The organism is Streptomyces sp. NPDC031100 (assembly GCF_055570785.1).
This window is the reverse complement of sequence record NZ_JBVIGN010000002.1, coordinates 48,474-61,150: the sequence shown is the minus strand read 5'-3', so window position 1 is coordinate 61,150 and position 12,677 is coordinate 48,474. Positions and strand designations below refer to the sequence as shown.

At 71.1% G+C, this 12,677-nt stretch carries 12 protein-coding genes; 9 read left to right on the top strand and 3 right to left on the bottom strand.

What is annotated here, in order from left to right; translation table 11 throughout:
- Positions 1-6: 6 nt before the first annotated feature.
- Positions 7-1,005 carry a TAXI family TRAP transporter solute-binding subunit gene (locus tag ACZ5DS_RS04615; RefSeq protein ID WP_468234041.1) on the top strand — a complete coding sequence of 333 codons (999 nt, stop codon included), beginning with the start codon at positions 7-9 and terminating at the stop codon, positions 1,003-1,005.
- Here the strand turns inward: ACZ5DS_RS04615 and ACZ5DS_RS04610 are convergent.
- Positions 984-2,408: a sensor histidine kinase gene (locus tag ACZ5DS_RS04610; protein WP_468234039.1), complete on the bottom strand. Its 1,425-nt coding sequence runs from the start codon at positions 2,406-2,408 to the stop codon at positions 984-986. The genes ACZ5DS_RS04615 and ACZ5DS_RS04610 overlap by 22 nt on opposite strands.
- Before the next feature lie 9 nt (positions 2,409-2,417).
- Positions 2,418-3,104: a response regulator transcription factor gene (locus ACZ5DS_RS04605; protein ID WP_468234036.1), complete on the bottom strand. Its 687-nt coding sequence runs from the start codon at positions 3,102-3,104 to the stop codon at positions 2,418-2,420.
- Between the two features lie 295 nt (positions 3,105-3,399).
- On the opposite strand from ACZ5DS_RS04605, the gene ACZ5DS_RS04600 reads away from it, so the two are divergent.
- The 8 genes from ACZ5DS_RS04600 to ACZ5DS_RS04565 all read left to right on the top strand — a co-directional run bounded on the left by ACZ5DS_RS04600 (position 3,400) and on the right by ACZ5DS_RS04565 (position 9,791).
- Positions 3,400-4,176 carry an amino acid ABC transporter ATP-binding protein gene (locus tag ACZ5DS_RS04600; RefSeq protein ID WP_468234033.1) on the top strand — a complete coding sequence of 259 codons (777 nt, stop codon included), beginning with the start codon at positions 3,400-3,402 and terminating at the stop codon, positions 4,174-4,176.
- Positions 4,177-4,252: 76 nt separating this feature from the next.
- A complete protein-coding gene (locus ACZ5DS_RS04595) occupies positions 4,253-5,086 on the top strand; it encodes a glutamate ABC transporter substrate-binding protein (RefSeq protein WP_468234032.1) in 834 nt (277 codons plus the stop codon).
- Between the two features lie 126 nt (positions 5,087-5,212).
- Positions 5,213-5,878, top strand: a complete 666-nt coding sequence (locus tag ACZ5DS_RS04590) for an amino acid ABC transporter permease (RefSeq protein ID WP_468234029.1) — start codon at positions 5,213-5,215, stop codon at positions 5,876-5,878.
- Entirely contained in the window at positions 5,875-6,822 is a 948-nt protein-coding gene (locus ACZ5DS_RS04585) for an amino acid ABC transporter permease (protein ID WP_468234027.1), read from the top strand. The genes ACZ5DS_RS04590 and ACZ5DS_RS04585 overlap by 4 nt, the downstream gene beginning before the upstream one ends.
- Positions 6,823-6,998: 176 nt before the next feature.
- Positions 6,999-8,600 (top strand): FAD-dependent monooxygenase, encoded by a 1,602-nt coding sequence (locus ACZ5DS_RS04580; RefSeq protein ID WP_468234025.1) that lies wholly within the window; start codon positions 6,999-7,001, stop codon positions 8,598-8,600.
- A 116-nt stretch (positions 8,601-8,716) separates the two neighbouring features.
- Positions 8,717-8,764, top strand: coding sequence for a hypothetical protein (locus tag ACZ5DS_RS04575; RefSeq protein ID WP_309506048.1), 48 nt, complete (start codon positions 8,717-8,719; stop codon positions 8,762-8,764).
- 71 nt (positions 8,765-8,835) lie between these two features.
- A complete protein-coding gene (locus ACZ5DS_RS04570) occupies positions 8,836-9,381 on the top strand; it encodes a cupin domain-containing protein (RefSeq protein WP_468234022.1) in 546 nt (181 codons plus the stop codon).
- On the top strand, positions 9,378-9,791 hold the full coding sequence (locus tag ACZ5DS_RS04565; protein ID WP_468234019.1) for a rhodanese-like domain-containing protein: 414 nt from the start codon (positions 9,378-9,380) through the stop codon (positions 9,789-9,791). Before ACZ5DS_RS04570 ends, ACZ5DS_RS04565 begins: the two co-directional genes overlap by 4 nt.
- 195 nt (positions 9,792-9,986) lie before the next feature.
- Here the strand turns inward: ACZ5DS_RS04565 and ACZ5DS_RS04560 are convergent, their stop codons facing one another.
- A complete protein-coding gene (locus ACZ5DS_RS04560; RefSeq protein ID WP_468234017.1) occupies positions 9,987-12,515 on the bottom strand; it encodes an ABC transporter permease in 2,529 nt (842 codons plus the stop codon).
- Positions 12,516-12,677 lie beyond the last annotated feature (162 nt).

Sequence of the window (12,677 nt, the reverse complement as noted above, 5' to 3'; positions counted from 1 at the left end):
GCCCGCATGTCCAAGGTGTTCCCCCGAATCAGCAGGCGCCGTGCGCTCCAGGGCGCGACCGCCGGCGCGCTGGCCCTCGGCCTGCTGCTGTGGTGGCTGCTGCCGCTGGGCGAGAAGCCGCCGAGCGGGACGATCGTCTTCAGCACCGGCACACCGCGCGGGGTCTACCAGGAGTACGGCGAGCGGCTGCGCACCGAGCTGGGCAGGGACATGCCCAACCTGAAGGTGAAGCTGCTGAACAGCGCCGGTTCGCAGGAGAACGTCCAGCGGGTGGCGACCGGCCGGGCCGACTTCACGATCGCGGCGGCCGACGCGGTGGAGACGTACGCGCTGCGGCACGGCAGCGGCGCGGACCGGCTGCGCGGGGTGGCCCGGCTCTACGACGACTACGTGCAGCTCATCGTGCCGCGGGACTCCAAGGTCAACAGCATCGCGGACCTGCGGCACAAGCGGGTGGCCACCGGGCTGCCCGACTCCGGGGTACGGCTGATCGCGAACCGCCTGCTGCGCGCCGCCGGCATCGACCCGCAGAAGGACATCACGCCGGTGGCGGACGGCATAGACACCGGGCCGGCCCATCTGAAGCGGGGCCGCATCGACGCCTTCTTCTGGTCGGGCGGGCTGCCCACGAACGGGCTGGAGGAGCTGGCCAGCACGTCCGACTTCAAGTTCGTGCCGATCGACGGCGACCTCGTCACCAGGCTGCACACCGGCGGGGAGGCCGCCCGCTACTACCGGGCCACCAGCATCCCCGAGTCGGCATACAAGTCCGTGCAGCGCGGCGTCTCGGTCCCGACGATCGCGGTCTCCAACCTGCTGATGACCCGCAAGGACATGGATCCCCGGCTGACCGAGTGGGTGACCCGCACGGTGATCAAGAGCCGCGACGGCATCGGCGCCCACGTCCACTCCGCCCAGCTCGTCGACCTGCGCACCGCGATCTACACCGACCCCCTGCCCCTGCAGGAGGGCGCCCGGCGCTACTACCGGTCGGTCAAGCCCTGAGGGGTGTCCGGGTCCCTCGGCACCGTCACCGTCACGCGCAGCCCCTGCGGTTCGTGGTGGGCGTAGGTGATCGAGCCGCCGCCCGCCGCGAGCAGGGCGCGGGTGATGGACAGGCCCAGCCCCGAGCCCTTGACGTTCTGGTGGCGGCCGCTGCGCCAGAAACGGTCGCCCACGCGCGCGAGTTCCTCCTCGGTGAGGCCGGGGCCGGTGTCGGTGACCACGACCGTCGAGGAGGCGCCGTTGGAGGAGACGGCGACCTCGACCGTGCCTGCCTCGGGGGTGAACTTCACGGCGTTGTCGATCACCGCGTCCAGAGCGCTGGACAGGGTGATCGGATCGGCCCAGCCGGTGGTGGGCGGGCAGTCGCCGACGAGCCGTACGCCCTGCGCGCGGGCGGCCGGTGACCAGGCGGCCACCCGCTCCTCGGCCAGGGCGCCGACGTCGGTCAGCCTGAGGTCGGCCTCGGCGTGCTCGGCCAGTGCCAGGTCGAGCAGGTCGTCCAGGACCTGCGCGAGGCGCTTGCCCTCGGTGCGGACCGAGGCGATCTCCTCGTTGCCCTCCGGGAGTTCGAGGGCGAGCAGTTCGATGCGCAGCAGCAGCGCCGAGAGCGGGTTGCGCAGCTGGTGCGAGGCGTCGGCGACGAAGGCGCGCTGCTGCTCCAGCACGTCCTCGACGTTGTCGGCCATTTCGTTGAACGACCGGGCCAGCCGTCTGAGTTCCGGCGGACCGCCGGCGGCCGCGACGCGGGACTTGAGCCGCCCGGTGGCGATGTCGTGGGTGGTGGCGTCCAGGATCCGTACCGGCCTGAGCACCCAGCCGGTCAGCCGCAGCGCGGCGCCGACGGCGAGCAGCATCGCGGCGATCTCGCCGGCCCCGATGAACAGCCAGCCGCGCAGGATCCGCGAACGCATCTGCCCGGTGGGCGAGTCGGTGACCACGACCGCCACGACGTCCCCGTCCCGGATCACCGGCGAGGCGACGATCAGCCGGCTGCGCTGCCAGGGCCACACCTGCCGGGGGTCGTGGCTGCGGCGGCTCAGCAGCGCCTCGCCGAACGCCTCCTGGACCTCCCCCGTCGGGGGGACGTACCAGTCGTCAGGGGCGTTGGCCATGGGCGAGCCGTTGCGGTAGAAGACACCGGCACGAATGCCGTAGACGCCGTAGTAGCTGTCCAGTTCGCGGCGGAGCGTCTCCAGGCGCTCGTCCGGGGCGGTACGGCGGGATCCGCTGGGCCCGTCGGTGACGAACTGGGCGAGGGCGGCGAAGCGCGCGGTGTCGTCGATCCGGTCGACGACCACCCGCTGCTGCTGGGCAGCGGCCACGCTGACGGCGAGCGGGACGCCGAGGGCGAGAAGTACGGCCGCCAGCAGGACGATCAGCAGCGGCAGGAGCCGTGTGCGCACCCGACCCCGCTACGCAGCCGGGGCGACGAGGCGGTAGCCGACGCCGCGTACGGTCTCGATCAGCGCGGGCATGCGCAGCTTGGCGCGCAGGGAGGCGACGTGCACCTCCAGGGTGCGGCCCGTGCCCTCCCAGCTGGTGCGCCACACCTCGCTGATGATCTGCTCCCGCCGGAAGACGACCCCGGGCCGCTGGGCGAGCAGGGCGAGCAGATCGAACTCCTTGCGGGTCAGTTGGACGACCGAACCGTCCACGCTGACCTGGCGGGTGGGCAGCTCGATGTGCACGGACCCCAGCCGCAGCGCGGTCTCGGCGCCCGGTGCGGTGTCCTCGTGGACGGTGCGCCGGCTGACGGCATGGATGCGGGCGAGCAGTTCCCCGGTGTCGTACGGCTTCACCACGTAGTCGTCGGCGCCCAGGTTGAGCCCGTGGATGCGGGAGCGGACGTCGGAGCGCGCGGTGACCATGATCACCGGGGTGCTGGTGCGCTTGCGGATCTTGCCGCAGACCTCGTAGCCGTCCTGGTCGGGCAGGCCCAGGTCGAGCAGCACCACACCGAATCCGGCGCCCTCGGGCACGAGTGCCTGGAGCGCCTCCTCGCCGCTGCGTGCGTGGGTGACGTCGAAGCCGTGCCGCGCGAGGACCGCGGACAAGGCGGCGGCGACATGGTTGTCGTCCTCGACGAGCAGCAGTCTCATACCGGCCCCCTCCGGTTCAGCGGTCATACGGTCGCGGTTTTCGTTCAGCTTGTAGATCACACGCACGCGCGCGTGCACCATGGAAGTCACGCCGATGGACAAGGACGGCGTCAAGAGGGTTCCGGTTGCCGGACGCTTCCGTTACCCCCCCGATATGCGCACAGGCCTCAAGTGCTACGACACGTGTCCGATTGCTATCGGATCGTGATGCTCAGATTCCCCTCAGATGTGATGACGCTGGTCACCGGCCATCACTACTGTCCACCGAAACCGAGGAGGACGGAGCCTGAGAGCGATGACCGATGTATCGGTGGCCAAGGTGGATGTGGCCACGCCCGGTGAACTGGTCGTCCTGAAGAGCGTCAACAAGCACTTCGGCGCGTTGCACGTACTCCAGGACATCGACCTGACGATCGCCCGCGGCGAGGTCGTCGTGGTCATCGGGCCCTCCGGGTCCGGAAAGTCGACCCTGTGCCGCACCATCAACCGCCTGGAGACGATCGACTCGGGCACCATCACGATCGACGGAAAGCCGCTGCCCCCCGAGGGCAGGGAGCTGGCCCGGCTGCGCGCCGACGTCGGGATGGTCTTCCAGTCCTTCAACCTCTTCGCGCACAAGACCGTGCTCGAGAACGTGATGCTGGGCCAGATCAAGGTCCGCAAGGCGGACAGGAAGCAGGCCGAGGAGAAGGCCCGTGCCCTGCTCGACCGGGTCGGTGTGGGCACCCAGGCCGACAAGTACCCGGCGCAGCTGTCCGGCGGCCAGCAGCAGCGTGTCGCCATCGCCCGGGCGCTGGCGATGGGCCCGAAGGTCATGCTCTTCGACGAGCCGACCTCGGCCCTCGACCCCGAGATGATCAACGAGGTCCTGGAGGTCATGCAGCAGCTCGCCCGCGAGGGCATGACGATGATCGTCGTCACCCACGAGATGGGCTTCGCACGATCGGCTGCCAACCGGGTGGTCTTCATGGCGGACGGCCGCATCGTCGAGGAGTCTGCACCCGACCAGTTCTTCAGCAATCCGCGCAGCGACCGGGCCAAGGACTTCCTGTCGAAGATCCTGCACCACTGATCCGCCCGGCCCCCGGACGACCCGAGTCACCCGTCCCTCACGGACCTCGCCTTTCACCACTCAAAGGATGTTCACCATGAAGCTCCGCAAGGTCACCGCCGCCTCGGCCGCCGTACTCGCCCTCGCCGTGGGCGCCACCGCGTGTGGTGGCGGCAACAAGGGCAACGGCTCGGACGGCGGCAAGACGATCAAGATCGGCATCAAGTTCGATCAGCCCGGTCTCGGCCTGAAGCAGCCCGACGGCTCCTTCGCGGGCTTCGACGTGGACGTGGCCACCTATGTCGCCAAGCAGCTCGGCTACAAGCCGGACCAGATCCAGTTCGTGGAGACCAAGAGCGCCGACCGCGAGAACGCGCTGCAGCGCGGCGACGTGAAGTTCATCGCCGCCACCTACTCGATCACCGATGAGCGCAAGCAGAAGGTCGACTTCGGCGGCCCCTACCTGCTGGCCCACCAGGACCTGCTGGTCAAGAAGGACTCGACGATCAGCAAGGGCACGGACCTCAACGGTAAGAGGCTGTGTTCCGTGACCGGTTCGACCTCGGCGCAGAACCTCCAGAAGACGATCGCCCCGAAGGCCAACCTCAAGGAGAACAGCACCTACTCGGAGTGCATCGCCAGCCTGCAGAGCGGCGCGGTGGACGCCGTGACCACCGACGACTCGATCCTCGCGGGCTTCGCCGCGCAGGACAAGTACAAGGGTCAGTTCAAGCTCGCCGGTCTGAAGCTGAGCAACGAGAACTACGGCATCGGCGTCAAGAAGGGCGACACCGCGACCCTCGACAAGATCAACAAGGCGCTGGAGAAGATGGTCAGCGACGGCTCCTGGAAGCAGGCGGTCGAGAAGAACTTCGGCCCGGCCCACTACAAGTACGAGCCGGCCCCGAAGATCGGCCAGATCGTCAAGTAACGCGGGAACTCCGCCGGCGCTCACTCCGGCGGGTGACGCAGGGTTCCCCGAGGCGCGCCGCCGCCGCTTTCGCGGCGGCGCGCCCTGCCCTCCTCGTACGCCACACACCCGGAAGCGCGGGAGATCGTGTTCGACTTTCTTCAAGGTTATGACGTCCTAGGGGCGTTCTGGACGACGGTGCAACTCACCGCCCTCTCCGCCGTTGGCTCCCTGGTCTGGGGCACTCTGCTGGCCGCGATGCGGGTCAGCCCGGTGCCGCTCATGCGCGGGTTCGGCAGCGTCTACGTGAACATCGTCCGGAACATCCCCCTGACGATCATCATCCTGTTCACCTCGCTCGGCCTCGCCGACATCTTCCGCGTGACGATGGGCGCCTCCGACTTCAAGGTCCAGGGCTTCCGCCTGGCGGTCCTCGGCCTCATCGCCTACACGGCCGCCTTCATCTGCGAGGCGATCCGCTCCGGCATCAACACCGTGCCGGTCGGCCAGGCCGAGGCCGCCCGGGCCATCGGGCTGAGCTTCAGTCAGACGCTGCGCCTGATCGTGCTGCCGCAGGCGTTCCGGGCGGTCATCGGCCCGCTGGCCAACGTCCTGATCGCCCTGACGAAGAACACCACCGTCGCGGCCGCCATCGGCGTCGCCGAGGCCGCGGCCCTGATGAAGACCATGATCGAGAACGAGGCCCAGACCCTGGCGATCGGCGCGGTCTTCGCCCTCGGCTTCGTGGTCCTGACCCTGCCCACCGGCCTGCTCCTGGGCTGGCTCGGCAAGCGACTGGCGGTGAAGCGATGAGTTCCGTCCTCTACGACGCTCCGGGCCCCCGCGCCAAGCTGCGCAACGCGCTGCTCTCCGTCGTCTTCTTCGTCCTGCTCGCCGCGCTGGCGTGGTGGATCTGGCGGGTGCTGGACGACAAGAACCAGCTGCGCTGGGCGCTGTGGGAGCCGTTCACCACGTCCCAGGCCTGGACGACGTACCTCCTGCCGGGTCTTGCGAACACCCTGAAGGCGGCGGCGCTGGCCATGGTCATCGCCCTTCCGCTCGGCGCCGTCTTCGGCATCGCCCGTCTGTCGGACCACCGCTGGGTGCGGACCGTGGCAGGTGTGGTCGTCGAGTTCTTCCGGGCTATCCCGGTGCTGCTGCTGATGCTGTTCGCCAACGAGTTCTACAGCCGCTACACGCAGGTCACCAGCGACGACCGGCCCTTCTACGCGGTGGTCACCGGCCTGGTGCTCTACAACGCCTCGGTGCTCGCCGAGGTCGTCCGAGCGGGCATTCTGGCCCTGCCCAAGGGGCAGACGGAAGCGGCGTACGCGATCGGCCTGCGCAAGGGCCAGACGATGACCAGCATCCTGCTCCCGCAGGCGGTCACCGCGATGCTGCCGGCCATCGTCAGCCAGCTCGTGGTCATCGTGAAGGACACCGCGCTGGGCGGCGTGATGCTCGGCTACGGCGAGCTGCTCAGCGAGCGCGGCACGTTCGCGGCCAACTACGCCAACGTCATCGCCAGCTTCGTCGGCGTAGCCGCCATCTACATCGTGGTGAACTTCACCCTGACGTCCTTCGCGAGCTGGCTGGAGGGCAGGCTCCGTCGCAGCAAGCGCAGCACGGGTGCGGTGCTCGGCGCCGAGGACATGGAGGAGCTCAACCCCGCGGCGGTGGGCGGGACCTTCGGGACGGGGGCCGACGGTGCCGGTGCCGTCATCGGCATCAGCGATGTGGGGCGCAAGGGGAAGTGACGATCATTCAAACGGCATGACCCCTCCAGGGGCAGTGGCATGATCGCCACTGCCCCTGGTCACTTGACGCAAACTCTGCCAATGGGTTGCATACGTTCTGTGATCGTGCACCCCGCTTCACCTTCCTGTTCCTCTCCGTCCGTCAGGGCACCGCTGCGGGCAGGGGGCGCTGCGCCGTGGATCCGGTGATCATCGTCGGAGCGGGGCCCGTCGGGCTCACGCTCGCCCTGTTGCTGGCCCGTCAGGAGGTCCCGTCCGTCGTACTGGACGAGGGGCCCGGTAAGGAAGAACCACGCCCGGCGCGCACCGTCGTCCTGCGCGAGGACACGGCCGCCCTGTTGGAGCGGCTGACCAGAGTGGCGCTCGGTGACCACGGCGTGCGATGGACCGGATGGCGGTCGGTGCGGCGCAAGCAGGTGATCAGCGAGATCACCTTCGACGAGGGCGAGCCCGCCCCGCTGCACATCGCGCAGCACGTCATCACGGGCGCCCTGCGCGCCGCCGTCGCGGACGAGCCGCTGGTCAAGGTCGCCGCGGACAGCCGGCTCGACTCGATCGAGCAGGAGCGTTCCGGCGTCTCCGCCCACACCCGCGGCCCCAAGGGCACCTGGTGGCGCGGCAGTTATCTGGTCGGCTGCGACGGGCCCCGCTCGACCGTGCGCAAGCTGCAGGACATCCGCTTCCCGGGCCGTACGGCGGTGGAGCGGCACGCGGTCGCCACGCTGCGCGCGGAACTTCCGTGGGGCGGTCGGGCGTTGCTCCATCGGATGCCGCCGTGGCGGTCGTCCGGGCCCTCGGCCGGGGAGGTGACCGCCCGCCCCCTCCCGGACGGCGTGTGGCGCCTGGACTGGCTGCTGCCGCCAGGCAAGGACCTGGTCACGCCCGAGACCCTGGTGGCCCGGATCCGCGAGACCCTCGCGGGCTGGACGGACGCCTCCACACCGGCGTACGACCTGCTGGACACCGGCGTCCACATGGTGCACCACCGACTGGCCCGCCGCTGGCGCGCCGACCGGGTCTTCCTCGCCGGGGACGCGGCCCACCTGCTGGGCGCGCTCGGCACCCAGGGGCTCGACGAGGGCCTGCGGGATGCCGAGAACCTCGCCTGGAAGCTGTCCGTCGCCTGGCACCGCGGCCCGCGCGAGGCACTCCTGGACAGCTACCAGGCCGAGCGGCGTGCGGTGGTCGCCGCCCGGCTGCGCGCCGCCGACCAGGTGCTGCCGGTGCTGCGGGGCGGGGGCGGGCTGCGCCACATCGTCCCGGGCACGGCCCGGGGTCACGACGCACTGCTCACGGACGGTCACCTAGGGCGCGGCACGCTGGGCGCGCCCGCGACGTACGCCGACTCGCCGCTCGCGCCCCGGCATCTGGAGGCGGAGATCCCGGTCGACACCCCGCCCGGCGCGCAGGTCACCGATGTGCGTGTCACGGCGGAGGATGGTTCCTTCGTCCAACTGCGCGACCGGATGGGCCGCGGCGCCCTGCTCGTCGTGCTGATCGCACCGGGTACGGGCGTGTGGGACCGCAAGCACTGGGTGTCCGCCGGGGTCATGCCCCGGCTGGCCGCCGCGGTGGCGGCACTCCCGCACCCGGCCGAACTGCTGGTCGCCGAGAGCTACCCGGGTGCGCCCGCGCACAGCGTGCTGCTCGTGCGCCCCGACGGCCACCTCGTCACCGCGCTGAGCGGGGTCCGCCCGGCCGATCTGTACGCGGCGGCGGAGGCGACGCTGGGCGGCGCCGTGCGGGAGGAGGCACAGGCCGGCTCCGCCGTGCGCTGACCGTGTGCCACGTCACCCTCTGTCCACATGGTGACGGTGAGTTGACCGGAGTACAGCAGCGTGCTGTACTCCGGATCGTGACCGACACCTGTGTGCGCCTGTGGCGGAGGGTCCATATGGACCTCGTCCGCTATGCGGGCTGCGTGTGTCGCCCGTCCTGCTGAATTCGCTCCCCCTTCTTTCTCCGGGCGCCGTCGGGCGCCCGTTTCGGCGAACCTTCTTCAGGACGGTGCACGTGTCTTCCTCCCTCTCCGCATCCCCCGCCGCCACCGCCCGTGCCGTCGGCTCGGCACCGACCCAGGCGGACCTCCTCGACTTCGCGCGACGCACGGCCGCCGACACGGAGCTGATCGCCTCGCTCCCGCTCGACCCGCAGGGCCGCACCTGGGTGCGGCTGGAAGGGCCCGGCGGCAGCGAGGCCTGGCTGATCGGCTGGCCGCCCGGCACCGGCACCGGCTGGCACGACCACGCCGACTCGGTCGGCGCCTTCCTCACCGCGTCGGGCGAACTCACGGAGTACTCGCTGGCCGCCCGGCTGCCCACCGACGGCTGGAAGACCCTGGAACTCAGCGAGGGCGTGGACCGCGAGCGCCGGCTGCCCGCCGGAAAGGGACGCTCCTTCGGCCACCACCATGTGCACGAGGTGCTCAACGAGTCCCCCGACCGGCACGCGATCTCCGTCCACGCCTACTACCCGCCGCTGCCGCGGATCCGTCGTTACAGTCGCACGGGCCAGGTGCTGCGCCTGGAGCAGGTCGAGCGCCCTGAGGACTGGCAGTGAGCGGCGTCACGAACATACGGCCCGTCGGCATCGACGACCTGCTGGAGCAGGTCCGCGCGGGCTACCGGCGCATCGAGGCACAGGAGGCGCACGAGGCGGCCCGGACCGGTGCGGCCCTGCTGGTCGACATCCGGTACGCGGCCCTGCGCGAACGGGACGGGGTGATCCCCGGCGCCCTCGTCATCGAACGCAACGAACTGGAGTGGCGCCTCGACCCCCGGGGCAGCCACCGGGTCCCCGAGGCCACCGGCCACGACCTGCGCGTCGTCGTCATCTGCAACGAGGGCTACGCCTCCAGCCTGGCCGCCGCCTCCCTCCACCACCTGGGCCTGCACCGCGCGACGGACCTGGTGGGCGGCTTCCAGGCGTGGCGGTCGGCGGGGCTGCCGGTCGAGCCGGCGGCCGACTGACGTACACCCGGCTGAGCGTCCCGTCGAGCGGGTGACGGGCCGACGCACACCCGGCTGAGCGTTCCGTCGGGCCGGTGACAGCCTGACGGAACGCTCAGCCGGGCGGCGGATCGGTCGGCGGACGCTGCGACGGATCGCCGCGGCTGATCACGGCGGCTGATCACGGCGGCTGATCGGTCGGCTGATCGCGGCGAGCTACTCCTTCGCGGTGGCCACCGTCACCGCCCGTACGCGCAGCGCCGCACGCCCGGGAAGGGCACTGGAGACGAGCGCGAGCAGGGCGGCGATCGCGACCACGCCGACATACAGCAGAGGGGTGACCGTGGGGTCCGCCCGGCCGGTCATGCCGAGGCTGAACGCGGTGAGTACGGCGAGGGCGATGCCGCTGCCGAGCGCGGTGGCGAGGAGCAGCACGCACAGCGCCTCGGTGCGCAGCACACGCAGCACTTGGCGGCGGGTCGCTCCGGCGAGGCGGAGCAGGGCGAACTCCCGGACACGCTCAGCGACCGACATGGCGAGGGTGTTGACGACCGCGATGGCGGTGAAGGCCAGGACGAGCCCCATGGCCAGGTAGTTGACCTCGGCGTTCGCCTGCTGCCGGTCGGCCTGGAGGGAGTCCGCGGCGGCCGGCGAAAGAATCTGCAGACCCGGGAACTCACGCAGCGTAGTCGCGAGTTGTGTCTTTGTACGGGTCGTGCTGACGAGGACGGAGGAGGCGAGCGGGTTGTCGACGTGCTGGGCCACGAGGTCGTGGGCGAAGGTGAGGTCGCCGAAGCCGAGACCTCGGGCGTAGACGGCGGCGACGGTGAGCGTGGCGGGCGTGCCGTCGCCGAGGGTCAGTTTCAGGGTGCTCCCGGGCTTCAAGTGGTGCTGGTCCGCGGCCAGTTCACTGACGGCTACGGTGCCGGGGGCGAGCTTTCCGAGGGAGCCGGCGGTGACCTCCGGGTCCCAGGTGCGGGTCAGACCGGCCGGTGTGACGCCCTGGGCCGGGTACTTGTCGAGGCCGATGCGGACGGTCGTGCGGACCACCTCGGTGACGGTGTCGTGCTGCTCCCGCAGCCGCTTCGCGGCCTCGCCCGGGACGCCGGGTCCCTGGGCGGCGACGACCCAGTCGGCGCTGACACCCTCGCGCGCCTGGGTCCGGGCGGCGTCGCCGAGGGTCGACTGGACGAACAGGACGGTGCAGGTCATGCCGATGAGCAGGGTGAGGGGGGTGACGACGGAGGCCATCCGGGTGGCGTTGCCGCGCAGATTGGCGGTGGCGAGGCGACCGCCGTGACCGGTGAGCCGCAGCGGACCGGCGAGCAGGAGCGCGGCCGCCTTGACCAGCAGGGGGCCGAGCAGGGCGACGGAGGTGGACAGGACCACGACGGCGAGGAAGGTCACGGGAGTCGAGGCGGGCTCGGTGCGCAGGGAGGTGAGAAGGGCGACGAGGACGACTCCGCCGGCGAGGAGCAGCAGACCGGCGACGATACGGCCCCAGACCGGCCGGGTGCGTTCGGTCCTGGCCTCGGCCAGGGCTTCCGCGGGGCGGATCCCGGCGATCCTGCGGGAGGCGATCCGGGCCGCCGTCCAGGCGCCGAGCAGGGTGGCGGCGAGGGCGGCGAGCGGCGGGAAGACGCTGACGGTGTGCTCGAGTGTTGCGGGCACGGCGCCGAGGGCGACGAACCGGGAGTGCAGCCAGCTGCCCAGCGGCAGCCCGAGGAGTGCGCCGACGCTGCCCGCTGCCGCGCCGATGACCAGAGCCTCCCGGCCGAGCAGTGCGCGGATCTGTCCGGGTGTGGCGGCGATGGCGCGGAGCAGGGCGAGCTCGCGGTGGCGCTGCTGGACGGTGAGCGCGAAGGTGCCGACGACCACGAGCACCGCCACCAGCAGCGAGGTGCCGCCCATCGCGCCGCCCATGCTGACCAGCCGGGTGCGGGCGGCGGCCGCGTCCAGGAACTCGACGGGTCCGCGGGCGTCGCCGGTGCTGACCTGGGCGGTGGTGCCGTGCAGCGCCCGCATTACGGCCTGCCGCACCGTCTGCGGGTCGGCGCCCTGGGCCGGGAGCACGCCGAACGCGGTGACCTGCCCGGGGTGCGCGGCCAGCCGCTCGGCCTCCGCGGTGGCGAAGAACAGAGACGTCTGGTGGCGTACGGGGGTGGCCGGCGCGGCGATGCCGGTGATCCGGTAGGTCCGCGGGGACTGCGTCGACTGCACGGTCAGGCGGTCGCCGGGCCGGAGGCGGGCACGTGCGGCGAGGTTCTGGTCGATGACGAGATCGCCTGCGGCCTTGGGTGCGCTGCCCGTGGTCAGCCGGTAGGGCGTGAGCGCGGCGGAGTCCCAGGCGTGTCCGTAGGCGGTACGGCCTCTGGTGCCGGCCGGGGTCAACGGCTGGGCGAGGAAGGTCAGTTCGGGGACGACCCGGGCGACGCCGGGGGTGCCGGCGAGGGTCTTCTCCAAGTCCATGGTGAGCCAGGCGCGTTCGGCGATGGGTTTCGCCTTGTGCTTGACCTTGGTCTTGCCCTTCTTGTGCTTCACCGTGGTCCGGTGGACGTACTGGTCGGCGGAGACCACGACGGGAGCGGCGGCGTAGCGCTCGGTGCGGATCGTGCCGCGCAGGCCGGTGTCGAGGAGGGTGCCGCAGGCGGTGATCAGAGCGGCCGCGCACATCAGGGCGAGGAAGGCGCCGAGGAAGCCCGCCTTGCGGGCGCGGATGGTCTGAAGGGCGTAACGCAGCATCATCGGGCGGGCTCTCTTCTGTTGTGCGGCGTCTGGGAGTCCGTGCACCTGTCGGCCCTCGGCGCAGGCCGTGGTCCGACAGTGTGTGTACACACTCGCCCGTGCACGGGTCCTGAAGCACTGCGGTGGCCCGGCGTCTTGGGCGGGGGTTATCCCCACCGCAGG

What these genes read in the sequence shown, in the direction of transcription:
- ACZ5DS_RS04615 (WP_468234041.1), top strand. Translation starts at nt 7, where the DNA reads ATGTCCAAGGTGTTCCCCCGAATCAGCAGGCGCCGTGCGCTCCAGGGC.
- ACZ5DS_RS04605 (WP_468234036.1), bottom strand. Translation starts at nt 3,104, where the DNA reads ATGAGACTGCTGCTCGTCGAGGACGACAACCATGTCGCCGCCGCCTTG.
- ACZ5DS_RS04600 (WP_468234033.1), top strand. Translation starts at nt 3,400, where the DNA reads ATGACCGATGTATCGGTGGCCAAGGTGGATGTGGCCACGCCCGGTGAA.
- ACZ5DS_RS04595 (WP_468234032.1), top strand. Translation starts at nt 4,253, where the DNA reads ATGAAGCTCCGCAAGGTCACCGCCGCCTCGGCCGCCGTACTCGCCCTC.
- ACZ5DS_RS04585 (WP_468234027.1), top strand. Translation starts at nt 5,875, where the DNA reads ATGAGTTCCGTCCTCTACGACGCTCCGGGCCCCCGCGCCAAGCTGCGC.
- ACZ5DS_RS04560 (WP_468234017.1), bottom strand. Translation starts at nt 12,515, where the DNA reads ATGATGCTGCGTTACGCCCTTCAGACCATCCGCGCCCGCAAGGCGGGC.